Origin of the sequence: Bradyrhizobium sp. SZCCT0153 (genome assembly GCF_018129995.1) — a bacterium.
GTDB lineage: Bacteria > Pseudomonadota > Alphaproteobacteria > Rhizobiales > Xanthobacteraceae > Bradyrhizobium > Bradyrhizobium japonicum_G.
The window spans coordinates 427,602-452,726 of record NZ_JAFCKS010000005.1; the positions used below are offsets into that span (position 1 = coordinate 427,602).

At 65.4% G+C, this 25,125-nt stretch carries 30 protein-coding genes; 9 read left to right on the top strand and 21 right to left on the bottom strand.

Annotated features, from left to right (window positions below):
- Positions 1–14 precede the first annotated feature (14 nt).
- The 8 genes from JQ572_RS23425 to JQ572_RS23460 all read right to left on the bottom strand — a co-directional run bounded on the left by JQ572_RS23425 (position 15) and on the right by JQ572_RS23460 (position 7,516).
- Positions 15–1,256 (bottom strand): MFS transporter, encoded by a 1,242-nt coding sequence (locus JQ572_RS23425; protein WP_211385179.1) that lies wholly within the window; start codon positions 1,254–1,256, stop codon positions 15–17.
- A 48-nt stretch (positions 1,257–1,304) separates the two neighbouring features.
- Positions 1,305–2,036 carry a GntR family transcriptional regulator gene (locus JQ572_RS23430; RefSeq protein WP_211385180.1) on the bottom strand — a complete coding sequence of 244 codons (732 nt, stop codon included), beginning with the start codon at positions 2,034–2,036 and terminating at the stop codon, positions 1,305–1,307.
- Positions 2,037–2,144: 108 nt separating this feature from the next.
- Positions 2,145–2,354: a hypothetical protein gene (locus tag JQ572_RS23435; protein ID WP_211385181.1), complete on the bottom strand. Its 210-nt coding sequence runs from the start codon at positions 2,352–2,354 to the stop codon at positions 2,145–2,147.
- Between the two features lie 144 nt (positions 2,355–2,498).
- Positions 2,499–3,806, bottom strand: a complete 1,308-nt coding sequence (locus JQ572_RS23440; protein WP_211385182.1) for an adenylate/guanylate cyclase domain-containing protein — start codon at positions 3,804–3,806, stop codon at positions 2,499–2,501.
- Between the two features lie 29 nt (positions 3,807–3,835).
- A complete protein-coding gene (locus tag JQ572_RS23445) occupies positions 3,836–4,999 on the bottom strand; it encodes an ABC transporter permease (protein WP_211385183.1) in 1,164 nt (387 codons plus the stop codon).
- Positions 4,996–5,928 carry an ABC transporter ATP-binding protein gene (locus JQ572_RS23450; protein ID WP_211385184.1) on the bottom strand — a complete coding sequence of 311 codons (933 nt, stop codon included), beginning with the start codon at positions 5,926–5,928 and terminating at the stop codon, positions 4,996–4,998. Before JQ572_RS23450 ends, JQ572_RS23445 begins: the two co-directional genes overlap by 4 nt.
- Positions 5,925–6,842, bottom strand: a complete 918-nt coding sequence (locus JQ572_RS23455) for an HlyD family secretion protein (RefSeq protein WP_249129211.1) — start codon at positions 6,840–6,842, stop codon at positions 5,925–5,927. Before JQ572_RS23455 ends, JQ572_RS23450 begins: the two co-directional genes overlap by 4 nt.
- The gene (locus tag JQ572_RS23460; protein WP_249129214.1) at positions 6,839–7,516 is read right to left on the bottom strand and encodes a TetR/AcrR family transcriptional regulator; all 678 of its coding nucleotides are present in this window, start codon (positions 7,514–7,516) and stop codon (positions 6,839–6,841) included. Before JQ572_RS23460 ends, JQ572_RS23455 begins: the two co-directional genes overlap by 4 nt.
- A gap of 109 nt (positions 7,517–7,625) precedes the next feature.
- Between JQ572_RS23460 and JQ572_RS23465 the strand changes: the two genes are divergently transcribed.
- The 3 genes from JQ572_RS23465 to JQ572_RS23475 are packed head-to-tail and all read left to right on the top strand — an operon-like array spanning position 7,626 to position 8,860.
- Complete coding sequence (locus tag JQ572_RS23465) at positions 7,626–7,961, top strand: ArsR/SmtB family transcription factor (protein ID WP_211385185.1); 336 nt, start codon at positions 7,626–7,628, stop codon at positions 7,959–7,961.
- Entirely contained in the window at positions 7,958–8,434 is a 477-nt protein-coding gene (locus JQ572_RS23470) for an SRPBCC family protein (protein WP_211385186.1), read from the top strand. Before JQ572_RS23465 ends, JQ572_RS23470 begins: the two co-directional genes overlap by 4 nt.
- Before the next feature lie 12 nt (positions 8,435–8,446).
- On the top strand, positions 8,447–8,860 hold the full coding sequence (locus JQ572_RS23475; protein ID WP_211385187.1) for a GFA family protein: 414 nt from the start codon (positions 8,447–8,449) through the stop codon (positions 8,858–8,860).
- A gap of 51 nt (positions 8,861–8,911) precedes the next feature.
- Here the strand turns inward: JQ572_RS23475 and adhP are convergent, their stop codons facing one another.
- The 11 genes from adhP to JQ572_RS23530 form a co-directional block, all read right to left on the bottom strand.
- Positions 8,912–9,937, bottom strand: a complete 1,026-nt coding sequence (gene adhP / locus JQ572_RS23480) for an alcohol dehydrogenase AdhP (RefSeq protein WP_211385188.1) — start codon at positions 9,935–9,937, stop codon at positions 8,912–8,914.
- 136 nt (positions 9,938–10,073) lie between these two features.
- A complete protein-coding gene (locus JQ572_RS23485) occupies positions 10,074–10,484 on the bottom strand; it encodes a DUF2000 family protein (protein WP_211385189.1) in 411 nt (136 codons plus the stop codon).
- Positions 10,485–10,547: 63 nt separating this feature from the next.
- The gene (locus tag JQ572_RS23490) at positions 10,548–10,937 is read right to left on the bottom strand and encodes a DUF4189 domain-containing protein (RefSeq protein ID WP_211385190.1); all 390 of its coding nucleotides are present in this window, start codon (positions 10,935–10,937) and stop codon (positions 10,548–10,550) included.
- A 194-nt stretch (positions 10,938–11,131) separates the two neighbouring features.
- Positions 11,132–12,736 carry an NTP transferase domain-containing protein gene (locus tag JQ572_RS23495; protein ID WP_211385191.1) on the bottom strand — a complete coding sequence of 535 codons (1,605 nt, stop codon included), beginning with the start codon at positions 12,734–12,736 and terminating at the stop codon, positions 11,132–11,134.
- Positions 12,733–13,434, bottom strand: coding sequence for an XdhC family protein (locus JQ572_RS23500; protein WP_211385192.1), 702 nt, complete (start codon positions 13,432–13,434; stop codon positions 12,733–12,735). The genes JQ572_RS23495 and JQ572_RS23500 overlap by 4 nt, the downstream gene beginning before the upstream one ends.
- A 2-nt stretch (positions 13,435–13,436) precedes the next feature.
- Positions 13,437–13,760 carry an XdhC family protein gene (locus JQ572_RS23505; RefSeq protein WP_008564652.1) on the bottom strand — a complete coding sequence of 108 codons (324 nt, stop codon included), beginning with the start codon at positions 13,758–13,760 and terminating at the stop codon, positions 13,437–13,439.
- Between the two features lie 10 nt (positions 13,761–13,770).
- Complete coding sequence (locus tag JQ572_RS23510) at positions 13,771–14,973, bottom strand: vWA domain-containing protein (protein WP_211385193.1); 1,203 nt, start codon at positions 14,971–14,973, stop codon at positions 13,771–13,773.
- Positions 14,974–15,051: 78 nt separating this feature from the next.
- Positions 15,052–15,975 carry an AAA family ATPase gene (locus tag JQ572_RS23515; protein ID WP_211385194.1) on the bottom strand — a complete coding sequence of 308 codons (924 nt, stop codon included), beginning with the start codon at positions 15,973–15,975 and terminating at the stop codon, positions 15,052–15,054.
- A 63-nt stretch (positions 15,976–16,038) separates the two neighbouring features.
- Positions 16,039–16,845, bottom strand: coding sequence for an FAD binding domain-containing protein (locus tag JQ572_RS23520; protein WP_211385195.1), 807 nt, complete (start codon positions 16,843–16,845; stop codon positions 16,039–16,041).
- Between the two features lie 27 nt (positions 16,846–16,872).
- Positions 16,873–17,358, bottom strand: a complete 486-nt coding sequence (locus tag JQ572_RS23525; protein ID WP_008137528.1) for a (2Fe-2S)-binding protein — start codon at positions 17,356–17,358, stop codon at positions 16,873–16,875.
- 136 nt (positions 17,359–17,494) lie between these two features.
- Entirely contained in the window at positions 17,495–17,941 is a 447-nt protein-coding gene (locus JQ572_RS23530; protein WP_211385196.1) for an SRPBCC family protein, read from the bottom strand.
- Between the two features lie 183 nt (positions 17,942–18,124).
- Between JQ572_RS23530 and JQ572_RS23535 the strand changes: the two genes are divergently transcribed.
- From JQ572_RS23535 to JQ572_RS23545, 3 genes are all read left to right on the top strand, one after another.
- Positions 18,125–19,480, top strand: coding sequence for a 3-carboxy-cis,cis-muconate cycloisomerase (locus JQ572_RS23535; protein ID WP_211385197.1), 1,356 nt, complete (start codon positions 18,125–18,127; stop codon positions 19,478–19,480).
- A 98-nt stretch (positions 19,481–19,578) separates the two neighbouring features.
- Entirely contained in the window at positions 19,579–20,361 is a 783-nt protein-coding gene (pcaD, locus tag JQ572_RS23540) for a 3-oxoadipate enol-lactonase (protein WP_211385198.1), read from the top strand.
- Between the two features lie 107 nt (positions 20,362–20,468).
- A complete protein-coding gene (locus JQ572_RS23545) occupies positions 20,469–20,861 on the top strand; it encodes a carboxymuconolactone decarboxylase family protein (protein WP_135169198.1) in 393 nt (130 codons plus the stop codon).
- On the opposite strand, the gene JQ572_RS23550 is transcribed toward JQ572_RS23545, so the two are convergent.
- Both JQ572_RS23550 and JQ572_RS23555 read right to left on the bottom strand, forming a co-directional pair.
- Positions 20,823–21,347: a hypothetical protein gene (locus tag JQ572_RS23550; protein WP_211385199.1), complete on the bottom strand. Its 525-nt coding sequence runs from the start codon at positions 21,345–21,347 to the stop codon at positions 20,823–20,825. The two genes, JQ572_RS23545 and JQ572_RS23550, sit on opposite strands and share 39 nt — an antisense overlap.
- A gap of 216 nt (positions 21,348–21,563) precedes the next feature.
- The gene (locus JQ572_RS23555; RefSeq protein ID WP_211385200.1) at positions 21,564–21,764 is read right to left on the bottom strand and encodes a hypothetical protein; all 201 of its coding nucleotides are present in this window, start codon (positions 21,762–21,764) and stop codon (positions 21,564–21,566) included.
- A gap of 265 nt (positions 21,765–22,029) precedes the next feature.
- Between JQ572_RS23555 and JQ572_RS23560 the strand changes: the two genes are divergently transcribed.
- Genes JQ572_RS23560 through JQ572_RS23570 form a run of 3 tightly spaced genes read left to right on the top strand, consistent with a single transcriptional unit; the run spans position 22,030 to position 25,115 of the window.
- A complete protein-coding gene (locus tag JQ572_RS23560) occupies positions 22,030–22,947 on the top strand; it encodes an ABC transporter permease subunit (protein ID WP_211385201.1) in 918 nt (305 codons plus the stop codon).
- Between the two features lie 12 nt (positions 22,948–22,959).
- The gene (gene livM / locus JQ572_RS23565; protein WP_211385202.1) at positions 22,960–24,285 is read left to right on the top strand and encodes a high-affinity branched-chain amino acid ABC transporter permease LivM; all 1,326 of its coding nucleotides are present in this window, start codon (positions 22,960–22,962) and stop codon (positions 24,283–24,285) included.
- The gene (locus JQ572_RS23570) at positions 24,282–25,115 is read left to right on the top strand and encodes an ABC transporter ATP-binding protein (protein ID WP_211385203.1); all 834 of its coding nucleotides are present in this window, start codon (positions 24,282–24,284) and stop codon (positions 25,113–25,115) included. Before livM ends, JQ572_RS23570 begins: the two co-directional genes overlap by 4 nt.
- Positions 25,116–25,125: the final 10 nt, after the last annotated feature.

The window sequence follows — 25,125 nt, forward strand, 5'->3', positions numbered from 1 at the left end:
CTCCCCATTCCGCGTCAGGCGCGCGTCGCGGCGGTCTGTTCAAAGACCTTGCCGCGGGTCTCGGGCAGCAGGACCACCGCGATCAACACCAGCGAATAGGCGAACGCCGCATCGATGCCGATCGCCGGCCCGAGCCCGATACGGTCGCTGAGGAAGCCGACCAGGAACGGGAACGCGGCGGAAACGATGCGGCCGAAATTGTAGCAGAAGCCGACGCCGGTGCCGCGCACGCCGGCAGGATAGAGCTCGCTGAACAGCGCGGCCATGCTCGCCGGGATTCCGGCCGAGAAGAAGCCGAGCGGAAATCCGAGCACCAGCATCTCGCCGTTGGTCAGCGGCGCGAAGATATAGACCAGCACGGTGACGATGCAGGCGCTGGCGAACAAGGCGACATTGGCCCTGCGGCCGATCCGATCGCTGACGATTCCGCTGGTGACGCAGCCGCAGAAGAAAGCGACGATGATGACGGCGAGATAGCCGCTGGAGCCCAGCACCGACAGATGCCGCACCTCGCGCAAGTAAGTCGGCAGGAAGGTGGTAAGCGCAGCGTAGCCGCCATGGGCACCGATGCCGAACAATCCGCCGATCAGCGTCGCGCGCAGGACGTCGCGGTGGAAGATACCCGACAGCGTGGCGAAGAACGGCGTTTTGTCGGCTGCGACGGCACGTGGCGGCTCCTTCAAGCCGCGACGGATGAAGATGATGAGGAGCGCGGGCAAGAGTCCCAGCGCGAACAGCAGCCGCCAGCCGATGTCGGCCGGCGCATAAGTGAAGGCCAGCGCCGACAGCAGCACCGCCGCGCCCCAGCCGACCGCCCACGCGCTCTGCACCGAGCCCAGCGCCTTGCCGCGATGCTCGGGGCGGATGATCTCGGCCATCAGCACGGCGCCGCAGGCCCATTCGGCGCCGAAGCCGAGCCCCTGGATCGCCTTCAGGACCAGCAGCTGGGTGTAGGTCATCGCGAACGCGCAGGCGAAGGTCGCGAGCGCAAAGGTCAGAACCGTGATCTGGAGCGCCTTGACGCGGCCGAAGCGGTCGCCGAGTGCGCCGCCGAGCCAGCCGCCGAACGCGCCGAAGAACAGCGTGACCGAGCCGAGCAGGCCCGCATCGGCCTTGCTGATGCCGAACGCCGCGATCAGCGCGGGAATGGCGAGGCCGAACATCTGGACGTCGAGCGCATCCAGCGCCCAGCCGCCAAAGCTTGCCCAGAACGTGCGCCGCTCCAGCGGCGAGCTTTCGCTGTACCAGTTTGACATTGTTTCCCCCTGTACTCGTTTATTTGTTGATGTCGTTGAAAGGCCGCTTCACCTGATCTCGGCGTGGTAGCGGAAGCGGTCGGCCGGCCCGCGCGACCGGCGCCATTCGATCGGCCGTCGCTCGAGGTCGAGCGCGAGGCGCTCGATCACGATCAGCGGCGCATGGGCCTCGAGCCTGAGCAGGCGCGCCTGCATCTCGTTGGCGGTCTCGACCGTCAGAATTTCCTCGGCGGAGACAACGATCTCGCCGCAGCGCTCCTCGTAGAGCGGATACAGGAGGTCGCCGAATTCGGCGGTGTCGATCTGAAGGATCGGCGCGAAGCGCGACTGCTGCAGCCATATCTCTTCGGCGAGCAGCGGCACATCGTCGATCAACCGCAGGCGCGACAGGCTGATCACGGGCTCGCCGACCGGAATGCGCAGCGCGGACGCGACAGCCGAGGTCGCCGGCACGCTCTTGCGCCTGATGATGCGGCTCTTCGGTACGCGCCGCTCGCCGCTTTCGGACTGGAAGCGGAAGAAGCGGAACAGCGAGGAGTTGAAGCGCGCGCGGCGCACGAACGTGCCGCGGCCCTGCTGCCGTTCCAGCACGGTATCCGCGACGAGCTGGTCGATTGCCTTGCGCACGGTACCGATCGCAACGCCGTAATGCGCAGCCAACTCGGCCTCCGACGGGATCGGCTCGCCCGGCCGCCATTCATTGCGGTTGATCCGCGCGGCGAGGTCGTCGCGCAGGCGCTGGTAGCGTGGCAGGCGGTCGTCGCGCGGAGCTGAATTCATATAGTCATATAGATGACTAGATGACAACCGAGTCAAGCGCTACGTAAATACCTCCGGCGGACGCCGGACCGGCGAACTTCACCAGCCCGGCGTCGTCTGCCCCGATCGTTAGTACGCGTACGAGTACGTCGTGCTCGGCAGGCAAGGCGGCTGCTTGTAGGGCGCAGTGGCATACGCGCCCACCGCCGGAGCTCTGACGCAGTCCGCCATCGCCTGGGTCGCGGCACGCCGCGGGGCGATGTCGCGCGCGGCTGCGGCCTCGGTCTGGGTGACGGCGGCGGCGATCAGGGCGGCCGCAATAAAGGGCAATCTAGTCATTGGCTTTCTCCAGGTGACAAAGGGACGCCGAGACGTTTCGGCTTCCACAGTGCAAGACGCCAAAGCTAGCAGGGATATTTCATCACGCGCCTTCAACGGAACGCGACCTGCTTCAACGAACCGCGACTCGCATTTGAACGCGCGCTACCCCAGTTGAAACACCGCGACCTTCTGCTCGTAGCCGCGCACCTCGACCTCGCCCAGCGCGACGGCATCCTTGCCGTCGTCGCCCAGCACCTCGCGCACCGACGCGGAGATCAGGAACTGCGAGCCGAACTCCTTGTTCAGCGCCTCCAGCCGCGAGGCGAAGTTCACGGTGTCGCCAATGACGGTGTATTCCTTGCGCCGGGGCGAGCCGATGTTGCCGGCGACGACCTCGCCGAAATGAATGCCGATGCCGATTCTGAGCGGCCAACTCGTCTTTGCATTGATGCGATCCATCGCGGTCAGCATCTCGCGGCCCGCGGCGACCGCGCGATGCGCGGCATCGGAGGCCTCCAGCGGCGCACCGAACAGCGCGAGGAAGCCGTCGCCCAAAAACTTGTTCACGATGCCGCCCTGGCGGTCGAGGATGTCGACCAGCACCGCGAAGGCGCCGTCGAGCCGGTCGACCACCTCCTGCGGGGTGCGCGACTGTGCGCCGGCGGTGAAGCCGCGAAAATCGACGAACATCACGGCGACGCGGCGCAGGTCGCCGGCCGCGCTGGTGCCCGCCGCCATCAGCCGCTCGACCACCTGAGGTGAAACGTGCTGGCCGAACAAGTTCGTCACCCGGTCGCGCGCGGTGGCCGCGGCAATGCTCGCCGCGAATTGGCGCCGGAGTTGCGCGCCGACCGCGCCCGCGAGCACGCCGCAGACCAGGATGATGGTGCTGCGCACCGCGTGGAAATAGGCCTGCGGCTCGCCGGCGCCGCTGGCGGGATCGTAAATCAGCGCCACGACGAGCAGTTCAGCCGCGGCGATAAAGCCGGTGAAGGTCGAGAGCCGAAAATCGAGTCGCAGGGTCGAGAGAATGATGAAGATGAAGTACATCAGCGGTACGGCGAAGCCGAGCGCCTGGCTCGCGCCGATGGTCCGGATCTGCAGGATCAGGATCACCGTCGGCAGCGACGTCTCAATCAGCGCACCGATATAGCGCCGGGTCACCGGCAGGTCGCGATCGAGCCGGAGGTTCTTCCTTATCTGAGTGTGGACCCAGACCTCGAACAGGATGAAACCGACGAGCAGGCCGTAGACCTCGGCAAGCCCTTCCGTCCCGCGCCAGACCCGGTTCACGACGACTGGATCGATCAGATAGATGGCGGTGAGAGACACGGTCATGACGCAGCCCGTCAGGATCAGCGTCCGCACCCGCAACAGCTCGGTGCGAAGCACTTCCCGCGTCAGCTCGCGCTCGAAATCGCCCGATAGCACGGCATGCTGCCGCGTCTTCCTGCTCGCAAACCTGGCCATCTGCCCCTCGATTCCGGGGGCATCTTGCCTCAATCCAGCGTGCGGCGGAAGCGCGTCACGGCGACGGTCATGGCGAGCAGCATCAGGGTCGCCAGCGCCAGCGTGTCGAACTGCAAATTCTGCATGCCCGCGCCCTTCAGCATGATGGCGCGGACGATGCGCAAGTAATGCGTCAGCGGCAGGCATTCGCCGAGATATTGCGCCCAGGCCGGCATCCCCGCGAACGGGAACATGAAGCCGGACAGCAGAATGCTCGGCAGGAAGAACATCATCGACATCTGCATCGCCTGGAGCTGGTTCTGCACCAGCGTCGAGATCGTGTAGCCGATCGCCAGGTTGGTGGTGATGAACAGGGTCGATAGCAGCGCCAGCAGGAACAGGTTGCCGAGCACGGGCACTCCGAACAGGCCGACGCCGATGCCGATGATGAGGAACGCCTGCAAGAAGCCGACCAGCACGTAAGGGATGATCTTGCCGAACATCACCTCGACCGGCCTGATCGGCATCGACAGCAGGCTCTCCATGGTGCCGCGCTCGATCTCGCGCGTGACCGAGAGCGCGGTGAAGATCAGCATGGTCATGGTCAGGATGGTGCCGACGAGCCCCGGCACGATGTTGAGGCTGGAGACGGCGGCCGGATTGTAGCGGGCATGCGCGCGGATCTCGAAGGGCATCTCCGGGGGATCGCCGATATAGAGATCGTGCTTGAGCGCGGTCTGCACCAGCATGCCGAGCGATCCCATCGCCGCGCTCGCCGCGACCGGATCGGTGGCGTCGGCCGCGACCAGCAGCGCCGGCTTGTCGCCGCGCCGCACCGCCCGTTCGAAGCCGCGCGGAATCTCGACGCCGAACAGCACCTTGCCGGACTTCAGCAAATTGTCGAAATCGTCGACGTCGTGCACCTCGTAGATGAAGCGGAAATAGGCGGTGTTCTCCAGCGCCTTCAGGATCGAGCGGGCGAGATCGGAGTCCTCCTGGAGCAGCACCGCGCTGGGCAGATTGTGCGGCGTGGTGTTGATGGCATAGCCGAACAGGAGGAGCTGCATCACCGGCAGCATCACGATCATCGCGAACGACACGCGGTCGCGCCTGAGCTGGATGAACTCCTTGATCAGCATCGCATAGGAGCGCCTCCAGAAGCCGAAACGCTCCCGGAGCTCGTGCAATGGAGAGGGACGATCGACGGCGCTCATTGGAAATTATCCTTGGAACGGCTCATCAATTCGATGAACACGTCCTCCAGTGACGGCGACGTCTTGTGCCAGTGCAGCCCGCTTTTCTCGCGCCATGGTGCGATGCTGGCTTCGAGCGCGGCGACGTCGCGTCCTGAAACGTGCAAGGAGGTGCCGAACGGCGCGACCATGTCGACGCCCGGCTTGCCGGTGAGCGCGGCGGTGAGACCGTTCAGATCCTCGCCCGTCACGGTGTAGGTCGTCAGCGCGGATTTCGCGATCACCTCCTCGACGGTGCCGTGCACCAGCAGATGGCCATAGGCGATATAGGCGATCTCGTGGCAGCGCTCGGCCTCGTCCATGTAGTGGGTCGAGACCAGCACGGTGAGACCGTCGGCGGCGAGCGCATGGATCTCGTTCCAGAAATCGCGCCGCGCCTTGGGATCGACGCCGGCGGTCGGCTCGTCCAGCAGCAGCAATTTCGGACTGGGCAGCGTGCATGCGCCCAGCGCCAGCCGCTGCTTCCAGCCGCCGGAGAGTTCGCCCGCAAGCTGCTCCTCGCGGCCCGAGAGCCCGAGCCGTTTGATCATGTCGCGCGCGGCGCCGCGCGCATCGGCCAATCCATAGAGTCGCGCGACGAATTCGAGATTCTCGCGGACAGAGAGATCCTGATAGAGGCTGAAGCGCTGGGTCATGTAGCCGACCTGGCGCTTGATCTTCTCGGCATCACGGCGAATATCGTAGCCGAGGCAGGTGCCCTCGCCGCTGTCGGGCGTGAGCAGGCCGCAGAGGATGCGGATGGTCGTGGTCTTGCCCGAACCGTTCGGGCCGAGGAAGCCGTAGATCGAGCCGCGTTTCACCTGCATCGACAGATCGTGCACGACCTCGCGGCCGCCGAACGATTTGGTCAGGCCCTTGACGTCGATCGCGATGCCGTTGCCGCCGTTCATCGCTTGTCCGCCACCGGAGTCTTTGGATTGAGATGGACGTCGATCGGCTGTCCCACCCGCAGGGCGTCCGGGCGCGAGGGTCGCGCCTGGATCAGATAGACGAGCTTGCTGCGTTCATCGAGGCTGTAGATGACAGGCGGGGTGTATTCGGCCGAGGTCGCGATGAAATAGATCTTTGCGGTGAGATCGGCGGCGCAATTGTCGCAAACGACCCGCACCGTGTCGCCGATCGCAAGCTTCGGAAGCTCGGTCTCGGGCACGAAGAAGCGCAGCTTCATGTTGCCGGGCGGCATGATCGAGAGCACCGGCCGCTGCGCCGCCACCATCTCGCCCTCGCGGAAATAGATCTGCTGGATGGTACCGGCGACGGGCGCAAAACCCTTGCGCCGCGCCATCCGCGTCTCCGAGGTCGCCACCCGTGCCTCGGCAACGCGCAAGGCCGACACCGCGGAATCGAGATTGGCCTGGGTGCCCGAGCCGGTCTTGCTCAGCGAGGCCGCGCGGTCATAGGTCTGCTGCGCATTCGCCAGCGTCGCCTTGTTCTGGTTGAGGTCGGCGAGTTGAAGATCGTCGTCGACGGAATAAAGGTTATCGCCGACCTTGACCTCGTCTCCTTCGCGGACGCCGAGCTTCGTCACCCGGCCCGATTCGTCCGGGCTGACATAGATCATGTCGGCCTCGACCCAGCCCTGGAAACCGGCATCGCGCTTCTCCTTGCAGCCGGCAAGGCCGGTTGCGAGCACCAGAACCACGATCGAACAGAGGCGCGGCAGATACTGCTGTCGAACCCTCACCCTGAGGAGCCGCAAAGCGGCGTCTCGAAGGGCGAGGAGCCACAGCCGGGCCTGCAATCTTCGAGACGCGCGTTCCGCGCTCCTCAGGATGAGGTGAGAGATGTTCTGCGACGGCGTCATGTCGTGCTCCGTTCGCCAAAGATCAAATCGAGATGGACACGCAGCATGTCCTGCGCGTCGAGCGGCGCGTGCCGCTCGAACAGGCTCTGCCAGATCACCGCGATCATCGCGGGCGCGACCAGGATCTGCGGATAGCGCGCGAGGTCCTTCTCGCGGATCTCGCCGCGGGCAATGCCGAGCTCGATCAGTGCGCGCATGCCGGCGATCCCGCGCGAGACGACCTCGCGGTAGTAGAAGTCGGCCACGGACGGAAAGCGCGGCCCCTCCGCCACGATCAGGCGCACGAGATCGCCGCGCCTTGTGCCGATCACCTCTTTCAGGAAGTTGCCGGCAAACGCCTCGACGAGATCGCGCACCGAGCCCGCCGGCAGCGGCAGTGCATTCAGCTTCTCCACCACCGGCACGATCACCGTGCGCACCAGTTCCTCGAACATCGATTCCTTGTCCTTGAAGTGCAGGTAGATGGTGCCCTTGGCGACACCGGCGCGCTTGGCGATGTCGTCGAGCCGCGTCGCGGCAAAGCCGCGCGCGATGAATTCCTCCATCGCGGCGTCCACGATCGCCGTGCGCCGCTCCGCCGCGCGAATGGCGCGGTTCGAGGCGGGGGCGGCAGCCTCCCGGTCAGCGTCGGGCGAACGGTCCCTAGCAGGTGGTGTGACGGGCTTCTTTGTCATTTCTCATATCTGACTGACTAGTCAGTCATTGTCAATTGCAGAATCGGATATCCGAAGACTGAGACGAATTAGCATTGACTAATGCATTAGCCTTCGCTAATTTGTTGACATGATCGAAGCAGCCCCGAATGCCGTCACCACCGTGATGCGCGCCCTCGCCGATCCCACCCGCCGCGCGGTGTTCGAGCGCGTGTTCGAGAGCAAGGAGATCAGCGTTGCCGAACTGACGCGCGGCAGCGGCGTGACCCAGGGCGCGATCTCGCAGCACCTGAAGTCCCTCAGGCAGGCCGGCCTCGTCGCCGAGCGCGCCGAGGGCCGCAATGTCTATTACCGCGCCGCGCCGCAAGGACTCGAGCCTCTGGTCACCTGGATGGACCATTACGGCGTGTTCTGGCGCGAGCGTTTCCAGAATCTGCGTGACCTCTTGAAGGAGATCGATCCGTGAGTGCAGCCGAATTGAAAGCCGAGACCCAGGAAAACTTTCGCGACATCGTCATCGACGAGGTCTTCCCTCACGCAACGGAGACGATCTGGAAAGCGCTGACCAGCGCCCAGCTCGTTGCGCGCTGGCTGATGCCGCCGTCCGGTTTCGAGGCCGTCGAAGGCAACACTTTCACCTTCAAGACCAATCCGGCCGGCGCATGGGACGGCACGATCCATTGCCGCGTTCTCGAGGTCGTACCGAACCGGCGCCTCGCCTACGCCTGGAAGGGCGGCGACGCGGGCAATACCGGCTACGGCTCGGCACTCGACACCGTCGTTACCTGGTCCCTCACGCCGGTCGAAGCAGGGACGCGCGTGAGTGTTGTGCATTCGGGCTTCGTAACGCCGAAGAACGACACCGCTTATCAAAACATGAGCGACGGTTGGGTCAAGGTGATGCAGCGGCTCGATGCCGTCACCGGCGAAGGCAAGTGAAGAGGCGTCACGATGGACAATCCCTATACCGGCGGCTGCGCCTGCGGCACGATCCGCTATTCGATTGCCAGTGAGCCGCTGTTCAGCAATCACTGCCAGTGCCGGGACTGCCAGCGGGAAAGCGGCAGCGGCCACGGTTCGTACATCACCTTCGCGCGCGCCGGTGTCACGGTGACGGGTGAGGCCAGGCACTGGGACATGGTCGGCGACAGCGGCAACGTGAAGACGCGCGGCTTCTGCATTCAATGCGGCCTGCCGGTCTATATGACCTTCGCCGCAATGCCAGACATCTTCACGATCCGCGCCGCAAGCCTCGACGAGCCCGCCCGCTACAAGCCGCAAGTCGTCACTTACGCCGCGCGCGGACATGATTGGGATCGTCTCGATCCCGACCTGCCGAAATTCGCCGGCATGCCGCCTGGGTGAGTTGACGCGTTTTCTTGACGCGAACCGGTATCCACTTCGCTCGAAAACGCTTTAGCCAAAATCCAGCACCATGCGGCCGTCGATCTTGCCGGCCTTCATCCGGTCGAATACGTCGTTGATTTGCGCAAGCGGTACCTTCGTCACCTCGGCCTTGACCTTGCCGTCGGCGGCGAACGCGATGGCCTCGTCGAGATCCCGCCTCGTGCCGACGATCGAGCCGCGCACGGTGATCCGCTTGAGCACGACGTCGAAGATCGGCGTCGGGAATTCGCCCGGCGGCAGGCCGACGAGACTGACGGTGCCCTTCCGCCGGACCATCTTCAGCGCCTGGGCGAAGGCGGCGGTCGATACCGCGGTCACCAGCACGCCATGGGCCCCGCCCCCGGTTGCCGCCAGCACCTTGTCCACCGCATCGCCAGCAAGCGCGTTCACCGCAAGATCGGCGCCCGACTCGCGCGCGAGCACAAGCTTGTCCTCGGCGATATCGACGGCGGCGACCTTGAGTCCCATCGCCTTGGCATACTGGACAGCAACATGGCCGAGCCCGCCGACGCCTGAGATGACGACCCACTCGCCGGGCCTTGCCTCGGTCTCCTTCAATCCCTTGTAGGTGGTGACGCCCGCGCACAGGATCGGCGCAATGGCGGCAAAATCGACCGTCGCCGGCAGCTTTGCAGCGAAGGCGGCGGAGGCGATGACATATTCGGCAAAGCCGCCGTTCACGCTGTAGCCGGTGTTGTGCTGGTGCTCGCACAGCGTTTCCCAACCGGTCTCGCAATATTCGCAGGACATGCAGGCGTCGTGCAGCCACGCGACGCCGACGGCATCGCCGACCTTCAGGTTTTTCACGCCGGGCCCCAGGGCCGCGACGATGCCGGCGACCTCGTGACCGGGGATGAAGGGCGGCACCGGCTTCACCGGCCAGTCGCCGGAGGCGGCGTGCAGATCGGTGTGGCAGACGCCGCACGCTTTCACCTTGACCAGGACTTCGCCGGGACCGGGCTGCGGCACCGGCACGTCCTCGATCGCCAGCGGCTTGCCGAACTGTCTGACGATGGCGGCTTTCATGGTCGGCATTGGTCTGCTCCGTTGCATTGCGGATGCAGACTAGCGAGGCCCGCGCAGCGCTCCCTTGATGGGAGTCAAACAGCACAAAGTTTGCGCAGGCAGGCTCAACAATGACAACGCGCTGACGGCACAGCGCCAAGCGCCGTCAGCTATGGAACTTCAGCCCGTCGACGATCTTGTCGATCACCTTGCGCTCGGCGCGCATGGCGATGCCGACGAGATTGAGGTCAGTGCGTGCCACCGCTTTCACCGCCTCGCGATTGGCGGCGTCGTGCGTGGTCCTGAACATGTCCTCGGTGTAGACCGCAGGCGTCACGTTGCGCGTGAGCGCGCGATCGAGCGCGCGCGTCAATGCGGGACCGTCGGCGCCGTAGATCAGGATCGGCTGGCCGATCAGCGCCTGATATTTGGTCCCCGTGGCGTCCTCATAGGGCTCGCCGATGCATTCCCGAAAGGCCGCGGCGATGCCGCTGGTGAGGAAGGCCGCGACGTTGAGCTTCTGCCAGGCCTGAAGATCGGTGCGGATCACGACGGCGATCTTGGTGTCGAACTGCATGCAACTCCCCAAATGTCATTCCGGACTCGATGCTACGCATCGCCGAAATGACAGCAAGAGGAATCAACCCTTGGCGTCGCAGGCCCAGGCGCGGATCACGCATTCCTTGCCGCCGTATTTGTAGCATTCGCGGGTGGCGGCGTTGAGAGAGGCCGAGATCTTCGGCTTGACGGCATAGCCATAGGCGCCGCAAGGATTTGACAGATCGACCGACATCGCGGCGCAGGCGCGCTTCATCGTCACGGTCGTGCAGTCGCCCTTGCACTGCTTCTGCGCCGCGGCGCGCGCCTCGTGTTCGGCGACGTAGTCAAACGCCTGGCCATAGGCGCCACACTTGCCGACCGCAATCGCACCGGCGGCATGCGCATCCGTGATGTGGCGGGCACCCGTCACACAAACCGACAGCGCAAAGAAAAACATCGCGCAACGGCGCGCGACGATGGTCGAAGCCATGGAAAAACCCCTCCCCCCAAGGCAGGTGGGAGCGACTCTAAGCGGCGGTCGTTTCCAGATGGTGAACGGGGAGTTGAAATCGTTGGAAAGTGCTTCGTAGGGTAGGCAAAGCGAAGCGTACCCACCGATCGCGGATCATCATGTGGAGAAATGGTGGGCACGGCGCTACGCGCCTTTGCCCACCTACGGCAGCGTCATCCCCGCCGCGCTGCTTCAAGCGCCTGCGGCGTGTCGATGTCGAGGAAGGCGCTCTCGCCATCGACCGGCACTTCGGCCACAGCTTCCGTGTGCTTGGCAATCAAGTGCCGCGCGCCGATGTCGCCGTCGAGCGTCATCAGCTCCCTGAAGAAGCGGCGCGACCACAGCACGGGATTGCCGCGGCGGCCCTCGCTGACGGGCACGACGATGAGGTTGCCGCGGTCCGGTGCAAAGCCGTCGATGAGGCGGTCGATCAGGCCGGCATCGATCAGCGGCATGTCGCCGAGACAGACGACTGCGCCGTCACTGGTCTCGGACACGGCCGCGATCCCGGCCTTGACCGAGCTTGCGATGCCGCCGGCGAAATCGGGGTTTTTGACGAACCGCACCTTCAGGCCCTGCAGCGCCTGCTCGACCAGCTCGATCTGATGGCCGGTGACGACGATGACCTCGGAAGCCTTCGAGGCCAGCGCCTGCTCGGTCGCGATCCGCACCAGCTTCTTGCCGTCGAGCTCGGCGAGCAGCTTGTTCGGTCCGCCCATCCGGGTCGAGCGGCCCGCCGCGAGCACGATGGCGGCGACCTGGCTGTTACCCTCGATCTCCGGCTTTGCGCGCGGCTGCGGCCGCGTCACGATCTCCATCAGGAGGCCGCCGACGCCCATGCCCATCAGCTCGGCGCGCGTCACCTTGATGCCGGCAAGCAGCCGCATCAGCACCCAATCAAAACCGTTCTCGACCGGCGAGCGCGCGCAGCCCGGCGCGCCCAGCACCGGCACGCCGCCGGCACGCGCGATCAGAAGCAGATTGCCCGGATCGACCGGCATGCCGAAATGCTCGATCTCTCCGCCGATGCCGGTGACGGCCGCCGGGATCACGTCGCGCCGGTCCGCGATCGCGGACGCGCCGAAGACGATGACGAGCTCGGCGCCAAGTCCGAGCAATTCCTTGATCGCGGCCGACAGCGCATGCTCGTCATGCTGGACCCGCCGCTCCGCGATGATGCCGGCGCCGGCCGGCGCGAGCCGCTCGGCGGTGACGCGCAGCGTCTTGTCGATCACCTTGGAGGACAGGCCCGGCAGCAGCGTCGACACCACGCCGACCCGCTTGATGACGTAAGGCGCGACCTTCAGGACGTCCGTGCCCGCCGCCTCCACCGCGGCATCGCGCAAGCTTCCTTCGACGCCAAAGGGAATGATCTTGACGGTGCCGACCATCTCACCCTCGACCACCGGCTTGAAGGCGGTGAGCGTCGCAAAGGTGATGGCCTCGTCGATGTTGTTGATGCGGTCGACCGCCGCGCGGTCGATCACCAGCACGCCGGGGCGCGCGGCGAACAGGTTGGCGCGGCCGGTGAAAGCGCGCTCGACATGGATGCCTTCGCCGCCGACGGCGAGCGCGATGCTGGCGGCCGCGACATCCTCGGAGACGTCGCCCTCCTCCATCCGCACCACGACGACGTCCTTGATGCCGGCGCGCTCCAGCGCCTCGACCTCGGCCGGCCCGATCGTCGTGCCTTTCTTCAGCACCAGCGGCCCCTGGCGCAGGGTGTGGACGGTCACCCCGCCAATCGCATCCCTGGGGCTCGCCGGACCGAACTTCATGCCGCTTCTTCTTTTTCTTTGGGTGGTAGCCGAAGCACCGCCGTGATCTCGGCCATGATCGACACCGCGATCTCGGACGGCGAGACCGCGCCGATCGCAAGGCCAATGGGCGCGTGGATGCGCGCGATGTCGCTGTCCCTGGCGCCTTGCGCCCTCAACCGGTCGCCGCGTTTGGCATGCGTCTTCCGCGAGCCGAGCGCGCCGATATAGAAGCAGTTGCGCTCGAAGGCGTGGAGCAGCGCGGGATCGTCGATCTTGGGATCGTGCGTCACTGCGACGAAGGCGGTGTAGGCATCGACGTTGAGCGGCGGCAGCGCGGTTTCGGGCCATTCCGCGACCAGCGGAATGTCGGGGAAGCGCTCGGGGCTTGCAAAGGCCGTACGCGGATCGACGACCGTGACGTCATAGCCGAGCGAGCGCGCCAGCGGCGCCAGGGCCTGGCTGATATGGACCGCGCCGACGATGACGAGCTTCGCCGTGGGCGCGTAGACGTTGAGGAACAGCTTCTTGCCGCCGGCCTCGACATTGGCGCTCTTGCCCATGCGAAGCTGTTTTTCAAGCTCCGCGCCCAGCGGGTCTTTCGCGAAATCCTTCGCCTTCACCAGGCGCTGCTCGCCGCTCTCGGTGTCCGTCACCAGGATCACCGGCCGGCGCGCGGCGCGCTCGGCATTGAGTTCGTGCAGGATATCGAGCTTCACGGCTAACCGACTTTCTCGACGAAGACGCGAATGGTTCCGCCGCAGGACAGCCCGACATTCCAGGCGGTCTCGTCGGCGACGCCGAACTCCAGCATTTTCGGCTTGCCGCTCTCGATCACGTCCATGGCCTCGGTGACCACGGCACCCTCGACGCAGCCGCCGGAGACCGAACCCAGGAACGTGCCCTCGTCGTTGATGACGAGGCTGGAGCCCGCCGGGCGCGGCGCGGAGCCCCAGGTCTCGACAACGGTCGCCAGCGCGACGCCACGGCCGGCCTTCTGCCAGTCCTCCGCCGCCTTCAGGATATCCTCGTCGCGATCGAGCATGGTGGACCTCTCAGGCTGCGGAGCGGATCAGGCTGCGGTGATGCGGCGGCAGTGGCCGGGAGAGCGTGGCGATCAGCTCCTGGATCGAACTCAAATTATGTACCGGGCGGAATTCGTCAACGTGCGGGAGCATCATTTTGATGCCCTGCGCCTTGGCCTCGAAGCCGCCGAACCGCAGCAGCGGGTTGAGCCAGATCAGCCGCCGGCAGGAGCGGTGCAGCCGGTCCATCTCGAAGGCAAGCTTGGAATCGGCCTCCCGCTCCAGCCCGTCGGAGATCAGCAGCACGATGGCGCCCTGGCTGAGCACGCGCCGTGCCCACAATTTGTTGAAGTTGTGCAGCGAGGCCGAGATCCGCGTGCCGCCGGCCCAGTCCTCGACCGAGGCCGAGCAGCTCGCGAGCGCCTCGTCCGGATCACGCTGCCGCAGCGCCCGGGTGACGTTGGTCAGCCGGGTGCCGAACAGGAACACCGAGACGCGCTTTCGCGCGTCCCCGATGGCGTGCAGGAAATGCAGGAACAGGCGGGTATACTCGCTCATCGAGCCCGAGATGTCGAGCAGCGCGACGATCGGCGCCGGCTTCTCGATCCGCCCGAGGCGATGGATGTCGATGATTTCGCCGCCGGTGCGGAGCGATGCGCGCAAGGTGCGACGCAGATCGAGGCGAAGCCCGCGCGGATCGGGCCGGTGCCGGCGCGTCAGAAGCTCGGCCTGCGGCAATCGCATCCGCTCGACGGCGCGGAGCGCCTCGGTGATCTCCGCCGCGCTCATCTGCGCAAAATCCTTCTTCTGAAGGATCTCCTTGTCGGAGACCGACAGGCGCAGATCCTGCTCCTGGTGCTGCGGCGTCTCGGTCATGCGCGGCTGCGACATCGCCTCCTGCACGCGGCGCGAGCCGGCCTGCGGCTTCTTCTTGGCCTGTTCCGGCAGCGGCACCGAATCCAGCATATGCTTCCACTCTTCCGAGGCGCGGAAGAACAGGTTGAAGGCCTGCTTGAAGATCAGCGCATGCTCGTGGCGCTTGACGAAGATCGCCTCCAGCGTGGTGAATACGTCGGCGCGATTGCCGATGTCGATCACCTGCAGCGCGCTCATGGCATCGATGACGGCGCCCGGCCCGACCGGCATGCCGGCCGCGCGGAGCGCGCGGGCAAAGCCGACGATGTTGTCGGCGAACTGCTCGGTTTGCTCGGGCGCAAGGTGGTTGATGGCCATGATCGTACCAATCTTCCCGTCATTCCGGGGCGATGCGCAGCATCGAGCCCGAAATGACGGACTCGATTTGACGCGAGATCAATCCTCGCTCGTCGCTTCCTTCAGCACCTTCTGCAGGGTGTCGCCCTGCATCCGGGTGATGTCGTCCTGGTACTTGAGCAGCGCGCCCAGCGTGTCGCCGACCACTTGCGGGGTCAGCGAGCGGGCGTCGAGCTCGGACAAAGCAGTCGCCCAGTCGATGGTCTCGGCGACGCCCGGCGATTTGTAGAAATCCTGGTTGCGCAGCGCCTGCACGAAGCGCACGACCTGCTGCGACAGTTTCGCGGAGATGCCGGGCACGCGCGACTTGACGATCGCGAGCTCGCGCTCGGCGGCGGGATAATCGACCCAGTGATAGAGACAGCGCCGCTTCAGCGCGTCGTGGATCTCGCGGGTGCGGTTTGAGGTGATGATCACGATCGGCGGACTCGGCGCCTTCACGGTGCCGAATTCGGGGATCGTCACCTGGAAGTCGCTGAGGATTTCAAGGAGGTAAGCCTCGAACGCCTCGTCGGCGCGGTCGAGCTCGTCGATCAGAAGCACCGGCGGGCCGGCAACGTCGGGCTGCAGCGCCTGGAGCAGCGGCCGCTTGATCATGTAGCGATCGGCGAAGATGTCGCTCGAGAGCTGATCGCGGTCGGTGTCGCCGGCGGCCTCCGCCATCCGGATCGCGATCATCTGCGCGGCGCTGTTCCATTCGTAGACCGCCGAGGAGACGTCGAGGCCTTCGTAGCATTGCAGGCGGATCAGCTTCCGCCCCAACGCTGCCGACAGCACCTTCGCGATCTCGGTCTTGCCGACGCCGGCTTCGCCCTCCAGGAACAGCGGCCGGCCCATGCGCAGCGACAGATAGGTCACCGTGGCCAGCGACCGCTCCGCGAGGTAGCCGCGCGACGTCAGGAGTTCGAGCATCGCATCGACCGATGCCGGCAAGGCCCCGGAAGTATTGGCCGTGAGAGTCATGAAAGAGCCAGTCTCGCTAAGCCCTTACCGGGGGCAGGTGTCGGGCCAGTCGATCCGGCCCGCTCATTCCTTGGCATTGGCGGCATCGAGAGCGCGGCGCGTCAACACCCCGATCAGGTGTGCGCGATATTCGGCGCTGCCGTGGATGTCGCTGTTGAGGCCTTCCGCGGGCACCTCGATGCCCTCGAGCGCCTTGGCGGCGAAGCGCTTCTTCAGCGCTTCCTCGAACGCGGCGACGCGGAACACGCCTTCGGAGCCGGCACCGGTGACGGCGACCCGCACATCCGACGGACGCCGAGCCACGAACACGCCGACCAGCGCGTAACGCGAAGCCTGGTTGCGAAACTTGATGTAGGCCGCTTTCTTCGGCAGCGGGAACATCACCTTGGTGATGATCTCGTCGGCTTCCAGCGCCGTCGTGAACAGGCCCTGGAAATACTCCTCCGCCTTGAGGCGGCGCTTGTTAGTGACAATGGTGGCGCCGAGCGCGAGCACCGCAGCCGGATAATCGGCGGTCGGATCGTTGTTGGCGAGCGAGCCGCCGATCGTGCCCTTGTGGCGCACGGCAGGATCGCCGATCTGGCTCGCAAGATTCGCCAGCGCCGGGATCGCTTCGCCGACGATGGCCGAGCTTGCGACCTCCGCATGCCTGGCGGTGGCGCCGATCACCAGCGAGCGGCCCTTCATCTCGATCGTGCCCAGTCCCTCGATATGGGAGAGGTCGACCAAATGCGGCGGGCTGGCGAGACGCTGCTTCATGACGGGTATCAGCGTGTGGCCGCCGGCGATCACCTTGGCGTCTTCGTTCTTCACCAGGAGGTTGGCGGCCTGCCGAACGGTCCCGGGGCGATGGTATTTGAATTCGTACATCTGAATGTCCTGATCGCGGGATGCGCGTTACGCGAGGTCGGATTTCGCCATCGCCTTGGCGCCGGCGGAGATCGAGGCGACGATGTTCTGGTAGCCGGTGCAGCGGCACAGATTGCCTTCCAGCTCCTCGCGGATGGTGTGGTCGTCGAGCTCGTTGCCCTTGCGATGGACGATGTCGATCGCGGTCATGATCATGCCGGGCGTGCAGAAACCACACTGCAGACCATGGTGCTCGCGGAAGGCCTCCTGCATCGGATGCAGCGGCGCGCCGTCGGCGGCCAGTCCCTCGATCGTCTTGACCTCGTGGCCGTCGGCCATCACGGCCAGCGTGGTGCAGGACTTCACGGCCTTGCCGTCGAGATGCACGACACAGGCGCCGCACTGCGAGGTGTCGCAGCCGACATGGGTGCCGGTCAGGCGCAGATTCTCGCGCAGGAACTGCACCAGCAGGGTGCGGGGATCGACGTTGGCCGTGACAGGATTGCCGTTCACGATGAGGGAGATTTTTGCCATAAGCACTCTCTAATCAGCGCCCCGACGGGTCCCGTCGAAGCGGTTCTTATAATTATTCCAACCCATCATATGGACCATTATGCCCCGGGGCAACATCACCCGGAACGCAAGGCGCCATACCGAAAGGCGATAGCCTTCAGCCCTGTACCGCCTTGGCGAAGTTCGCGAAAAATTCGTCGGCCAGTTTCTTGGCGGTGCCGTTGATCAGGCGCTGGCCGAGCTGCGCCAACTTGCCGCCGATCTGGGCCTCGACCTCGTAGGACAAAAGCGTGCCGCCGTCCTTCTCCGCAAGCTTGACCACAGCGCCGCCCTTGGCGAAGCCGGCCACCCCGCCCTCGCCCTCGCCGGAAATCTTGTAGCCGTTCGGCGGGTCGAGATCGGAGAGCGTCACCTTGCCCTTGAAGCGCGCCGACACCGGGCCGACCTTCATTTTCGCGGTCGCACGAAAGCCGCCGTCCTCGGTCTTCTCCAGCTCCTCGCAGCCGGGGATGCAGGCCTTCAGCACCTCGGGATTGTTGAGCTTCTCCCACACGGCCTCGCGCGGCGCCGCAAGCTGGACTTCGCCGTTCATCGTCATGGCCATGGGTGCCTCCCGGGAATCTTGCTTGGATCACGTCAGTATAGCGCAGCTCAAGTAACGCAGGGAGGCGGCAAAAGAAAGGGCGGACCCCGATCATGTGCAATGCATATTCGCAACTGCACAAGGCTTTGCGCGGATGGTTTGGGATTGGCACAGGCGGGTCATGGTGGTTAGGTCCCGCCCAAGATGAGCACATCTCTGTCCCCCCTTCTCGCGCCGATGCTGTCGAGCGCGGCCATGCGCACGGTCTGCGACGACCGGTCGACCCTGCAGAACATGCTCGATTTCGAGGCAGCCCTGGCGCGCGCCGAAGCGGCCATGGGTGTGATTCCGGCGTCCGCGGCGGCCCCGATCGAAACCGCGTGCAAGGCCGATACCTTCGACATGGCCGCGCTGGCCGAGGCCGCGACGCGATCCGGCAATCTCGCGATCCCCCTGGTCAAGACGCTGACCGCCAATGTCGGCAAGGCCGACGCGGAGGCCGCACGCTATGTGCATTGGGGGGCGACCAGCCAGGACGTCATCGACACCGCGACCATGCTCGCGCTTCGCGCCGGCATCGACGCGCTGGACGCCGACCTCAGCCGTGCCATCAAGGGCTTTGCCGCACTGGCGCGCAGCCATCGCAACACGGCGATGGTGGCGCGGACCTGGCTCCAGCACGCGCTGCCGATGCCGTTCGGCCTCAAGGCCGCCGAATATGCGGCAAGCCTCGCCCGCGCCCGCTGCCGCCTGCGGCGGCTCTCCCGCGAGGGCCTCGCGCTGCAATTCGGCGGCGCGGCCGGCACGCTCGCCGCGCTCGGCGACAAGGGGCTCGCGGTGGGCGAACGGCTGGCGCAGGAGCTGAACCTGCCGCTGCCGGAGGCACCCTGGCATACCCATCGCGACCGCATCGCGGAAGCCGCATCCGGCTTTGCGATTCTCGCCGGCAGCTGCGGCAAGATCGCGCGCGACGTCTCGCTGCTGATGCAGACCGACGTCGCCGAGGCGTTCGAGCCCGCCGGCGAAGGCCGCGGCGGCTCCTCGACCATGCCGCACAAGCGCAACCCGGTTGCGGCCGCAAGCGCATTGGGCTGCGCGACCATGGCGCCGCAGCTGGCCGCGACAATTTTTGCAGCGCAGGTGCAGGACCACGAGCGCAGCGCCGGCCCGTGGCACGCGGAATGGCCGACGCTGCCGCAATTGATGCTGGTGACCTCCGGCGCGCTCGCTGCGATCGTGGACATCGCGGAGGGCCTCGACGTCGACGCCGCGCGCATGCGCAGCAATCTCGATGCGACCCACGGGCTGATCATGGCCGAAGCAGTCACCTTTGCGCTGGCCGAGACGATCGGCAAGAGCGATGCGCACCATCTCGTCGAAGCCGCGAGCAAGCGCGCCGTCGCCGAGAAGAAGCATCTGCGCGACGTGCTATCGGCCGATTCGCGAGTTACCGCGCATCTGACGTCCCAGAAAATTGCGGCATTGTTCGAGCCGATGGCCTATCAAGGGGTTTCCCAAGTCCTGATCGACCGGCTGCTCGCTTCACTGGATCTCCCTTGATGTCACTGCCGGGCTTGACCCGGCAATCCATCATCTTGGATAGATTCACTTTTTGGATGGATGCGCGGGTCAAGCCCGCGCATGACGAGGAGTAACTCATGCCCATGATCGATGCCGACGGTTGCCTGATCAACGTCTCCGTCGAGGGCCGCGACGGCGGGCCGACGCTGATGCTGTCGAACTCGCTCGGCTGCACGCTGCAGATGTGGGAGCCGCAGATGAAGGCGCTGACGCAGGTGTTCCGCGTCATTCGCTACGACCGCCGCGGTCATGGCAAGTCCAACGTGCCGCCCGCCCCCTATACGCTGGAGCGCTTCGGCCGCGACGTGCTGGCGATCCTCGACGACCTCAACATCGAGAAGGTGCATTGGTGCGGCCTGTCGATGGGCGGCATGGTCGGGCAATGGCTGGGCGCCAATGCGCCCGACAGGTTCGGCAAGCTCATCCTCGCCAACACCTCCTGCTATTATGCCGAGCCGACCAAATGGCTGGAACGCATCGACGCGGTGAAGAAAGGCGGCATCGCGGCAGTCGCCGACGCCGTCATCGCCGGCTGGCTGACCCAGGATTTCCGGGAGCGCGAGCCTGACATCACCGCCAGGATGAAGTCGATGCTGCTTGCGACCCCGGTCGAGGGCTATCTCGCCTGCTGCGAGGCGCTGTCGACGCTCGACCAGCGCGCGCTGCTGCCCAAGATCAAAAGCCCGACGCTGGTGATCGCCGGCCGCCACGACATGGCGACGCCGATCTCGGCGGGTGAATTGATCCGCTCGAGCATTCCCGGCGCGAGCATGACCATCATCGACGCCGCCCACATTTCCAATGTCGAGCAGCCGCACGCGTTCACCGATGCGGTGGTGGGATTCTTGACGCAGCGCTGATCTCACAACGCGTCATTGCGAGCGCAGCGAAGCAATTCGGAAAATCCCTCCGCGGCGACAGACTGGATTGCTTCGCTGCGCTCGCAATGACGAGAGGAGGAAAGAACATGGACGACCAGAAACGCCGCGATGCCGGCATGAACGTGCGCCGAAAGGTGCTGGGCAATGCCTGGGTCGACAAGTCGATCGCGAACCGCAATGCCTTCAACACCGACTTCCAGGACATGATCACCCGCTATGCCTGGGGCGAGATCTGGACACGGCCGCATTTCGACGAGCGCACGCGCCGGGTGCTGGTGATCGGCACCATGGTCGCGCTCGGGCAATGGGACGAGTTCCGCCTGCATGTGCGCGCGGCGCTCGCCGAGGGCGGCTTCACGCCGGACGACATCAAGGAAATTCTGCTGCAGCAGGCGATCTATTGCGGCGTGCCGGCGGCGAACCACGCCGTCAAGGAGGCCTCAGCGATTGTGCAGGAGCTCGGCCTGCTCAAGCCCTAGCGGCGGCGCAGCCTCGACGGTCTTCGGCGCCGGCGCGGGCCGTTCGATCACGATCACGATGGCAGCGCCAAGCAGCAGCAGGAGCTCGGTGGCGTGGAGCCGCAGGGCGGCCATCTCGCCGACCTTGGAGGCCATCACCATGCTGGCAAACGAGATGATGCTGCCGATCGCCAGCGCGATGCCGAGCGCCTCGTCGCTGCCGCCATTCTTGCGGACGCGCGGGATGCAGAGCAGCGCCAGATAGATTGCGAAGAACGCCACCACGGTCAGCCGGCCCAGCGCCAGCAGCCAGGCGGCACGCACGGTGTCCATCCCCGCCATTTGGAGATGGTCGCTGAGGAACAGCGCCACGGCGACGCTCGGCCGCTCGTAGAGGCCGTGCACCGGTGCCACCATGATGTTGAAGGCGACGAGGATCCAGGCCGGAATGAAATAGGCCGCCAGCAGCGCACCGTTGACCGAGCCGATCCGCCAATTCCTGAACATGCCGCTTCCCGCTTCGCCTGCCGCGCCTTCGATGGAAGGCTTTGCCGGGAGCTAACTCGCATCAGACTGTGGCGGCAATTTAAACCCTTTGTTTACCTTAATCGCCTGACCGACCGGCCGAGCGCCCAAAGGAAAAGGCCCCGCCTTCCGGCGGGGCCCTCCTCACTACCCTTGGTTCACTACCCTTGTTCTTGGGCAAATTCCCGGGCTCCCAAACTACTTGTTGTGCTGACCGTGCTGGCCGCCCTGCTGCTGGCCGGGACGGTCGCCCTGGCGCATCGGATCGTTCTGCTGCTGCTGTCCGGGCTTCTGACCACCGCCCTGCTGCCCTGGCTGTTGACCTGACTGTTGACCTGGACGCTGCTGGCCGGGGTTCTGACTCTGCTGACCCGGATTCTGGTTCTGCTGCTTCGTCATTCGGGGAAACTCCCTTGTTGGACAGAGCAGAGACAACGGCCGGCATCCACTTTGGTTGCCTCCCGGAACCCGGTTCCGCCGCTCGCGGGAACCGGAGCGCCAAATGATCTCTGTACAATCCCCCCGGGGTAAGGCCGGGACAGTTGCGGCCGCCAGTTCCCTCCTGTTACAAAACCAGAAGAAATGCTCAAGGGCTGCCAGGGCCCAAGAACTCTCTCTCGAAGAGCTCCCTTTGAGCCCGCGTCAGGTTTGGTAACGGCAGCCTATGGATTATTTCGCCCAGCAGCTCATCAATGGCCTCGTGCTCGGCTCCATCTACGGACTGATCGCGATCGGCTACACGATGGTCTACGGCATCGTCGGCATGATCAACTTCGCCCATGGCGACGTCTTCATGATCGGCGGCTTCGTCGCCCTGATCACCTTCGTGCTCCTGATCTCGACCGGCCTGACCGCGATCCCGGTGATCCTTCTGGTGGTGTTGCTGGTCTCGATGGCGATCACGGCGCTCTACGGCTGGACCATCGAGCGTATCGCCTACCGGCCGCTGCGACACTCTTTCCGCCTCGCTCCAATGCTGTCGGCGATCGGCATGTCGTTCGTGCTGACCAACTATTCGCAGGTGGCGCAAGGCGCGCGCGTCAAGCCGATCCCGCCCTTCATCACCGGCGGCTACACGCTGCATGAGAGCCAGGACGGCTTCGTCATCCAGCTCTCCAACATCCAGATCATGGTGGTCGTCACCACCATCGTGCTGCTGGCGATCTTCACCTGGCTGGTGTCGCGCACCCGTCTCGGGCGCGACATGCGCGCCTGCGAGCAGGACCAGACCATGGCGGCGCTGCTCGGCGTCAACGTCGATCGCACCATATCGATGACCTTCGTGATCGGTGCCGCGCTCGCCGCGGTCGCCGGCCTGATGTACCTGCTCTATTACGGGCTGGTCGATTTCTTCATGGGCTTCGTCGCCGGCATCAAGGCGTTTACCGCGGCCGTGCTCGGCGGCATCGGCTCGCTGCCGGGCGCGATGCTTGGCGGACTTGCGATCGGGCTGATCGAGACATTCTGGTCGGCCTATTTCTCGGTCGAGTACAAGGACGTCGCCGCGTTCTCGATCCTGATCGTCGTGCTGATCTTCATGCCGACCGGCCTGCTCGGCCGTCCCGAAGTCGAAAAAGTCTGACGGGCCGGCCGCGTGACACCCATTCCGCACGAGACCACGCACGCAAGCCGCACCGCCGGCATTTCCGCCCTTCTGAAGACAGCCTTCATCAACGCGCTGATCGCGCTGGTGCTGTTCTCCCTGATGGTCGGCATCCGCACCGAAGCAGGCTCCGACGGCCAGCTCACTTATTGGACACGCTTCGGCGACCTCGCATCCCTCGTCGCCGCGGTGTTCGGCGGCTCGATCTTGATCGAGCTGCTCCGGCAATGGATCGGCTCGACCGGAACCGAGAAGCTGGTGCCGCCGGCGGTGAAGAGCGGCATGTCGTTCGTCGGCCGCTATCTCGCGCCCGCGCTCCTGATCTTCACGCTGCTGGTGCCCGTGATCTTCTATAACCAGCGCTACATCCTCGACCTCGCCATCCTCGTGCTCACCTATGTCATGCTGGGCTGGGGCCTCAACGTCGTGGTCGGCCTCGCGGGCCTGCTCGATCTCGGCTACGTCGCCTTCTATGCGGTCGGAGCCTATTCCTACGCTCTGCTTGCCACCAATTTCGGCTGGTCGTTCTGGGTCTGCCTGCCGCTGGCAGGCATCCTCGCCGCGTTCTGGGGCGTGCTGCTCGGCTTTCCCGTGCTGCGTCTGCGCGGCGACTATCTCGCGATCGTGACGCTCGCCTTCGGCGAGATCATCCGCCTCGTCATCATCAACTGGCAGGAGCTCACCGGCGGTCCCAACGGTGTGTCCAGCATTCCCCGCCCCTCCTTCTTCGGCATCCCGCTCGACAACAGCGACAGCGGACTCGCCGCCAGGCTCGGCATCGAATACTCGCCGACCCACCGTATCGTCTTCCTGTTCTATCTGATCCTCGCGCTTGCGCTGCTCACCAACTGGGTCACGATCCGCCTGCGCCGCCTGCCGATCGGCCGCGCCTGGGAGGCGCTCCGCGAGGACGAGGTCGCCTGCCGCGCGCTCGGCATCAACACCACGACCACCAAGCTGACGGCGTTCGCGACCGGGGCGATGTTCGGCGGCTTCGCCGGCGCGTTCTTCGCGACACGTCAGGGCTTCATCAGCCCGGAATCCTTCACCTTCCAGGAATCGGCGCTGGTGCTCGCCATCGTCGTGCTCGGCGGCATGGGCTCGCAGCTCGGCGTGGCGCTCGCCGCGCTCGCGATGATCGGCGGCTTCGAGCTGTTCCGGAGCCTCGAGACCTACCGCATGCTGGTGTTCGGCATGGCCATGGTGCTGATCATGATCTGGCGGCCGCGCGGCCTGATCGGCCATCGCGCGCCGACCGTGTACCTGACCAAGGCACAGGCGATCTCATCCGACCTGGTCAAGGAAGGCCACGGATGAGCCGCGACGAGATTCTCAGCGTCGACCGGCTGACCATGCGCTTCGGCGGCATCGTCGCCGTGCAGGACCTGTCCTTCGCGGCCGAGCGGAAAAAGATCACCGCGCTGATCGGACCGAACGGCGCCGGCAAGACCACGGTCTTCAACTGCATCACCGGCTTCTACAAGCCGAGCGACGGCACCATCCGCCTCGCCCATGACGACGGCAAGGTGATCGCGCTGGAGCGGCTGAACGATTTTCGCATCGCCAAGCAGGCCAAGGTGGCGCGAACATTCCAGAACATCCGGCTGTTTCCCGGCATGACGGCGCTGGAAAACCTGATGGTGGCGCAGCACAACGCCCTGATGCGGGCCTCCGGCTTCACCTTGCTCGGGCTCATTGGCGCGCCCGGCTATCGCGACGCCGAGAAGCGCGCGATCGGTCTCGCCACCGACTGGCTCAGGCGGGTCAATTTGCTCGATCGCGCCGACGACGCCGCCGGCAATTTTGCCTATGGCGACCAGCGACGGCTCGAGATCGCACGCGCGATGTGCACCGAGCCCGCGCTATTGTGCCTGGACGAGCCTGCAGCCGGCCTCAATGCGCGCGAGAGCGCCGCCCTGAGCGAGTTGCTGCTGTCGATCCGCAACGAGCTCGGCACCTCGATCCTGCTGATCGAGCACGACATGTCCGTGGTGATGGAAATCTCCGACCACATCGTGGTGATGGACCATGGCGTGAAGATTGCGGAAGGCTCCCCCCGCGAGGTTCGCGATGACCCCAAGGTGATCGCCGCCTATCTCGGCACCGATGAGGAAGAGGCGGTGGCCGTGATGGAGGGCGGGTCGTGACCGCGGCGCC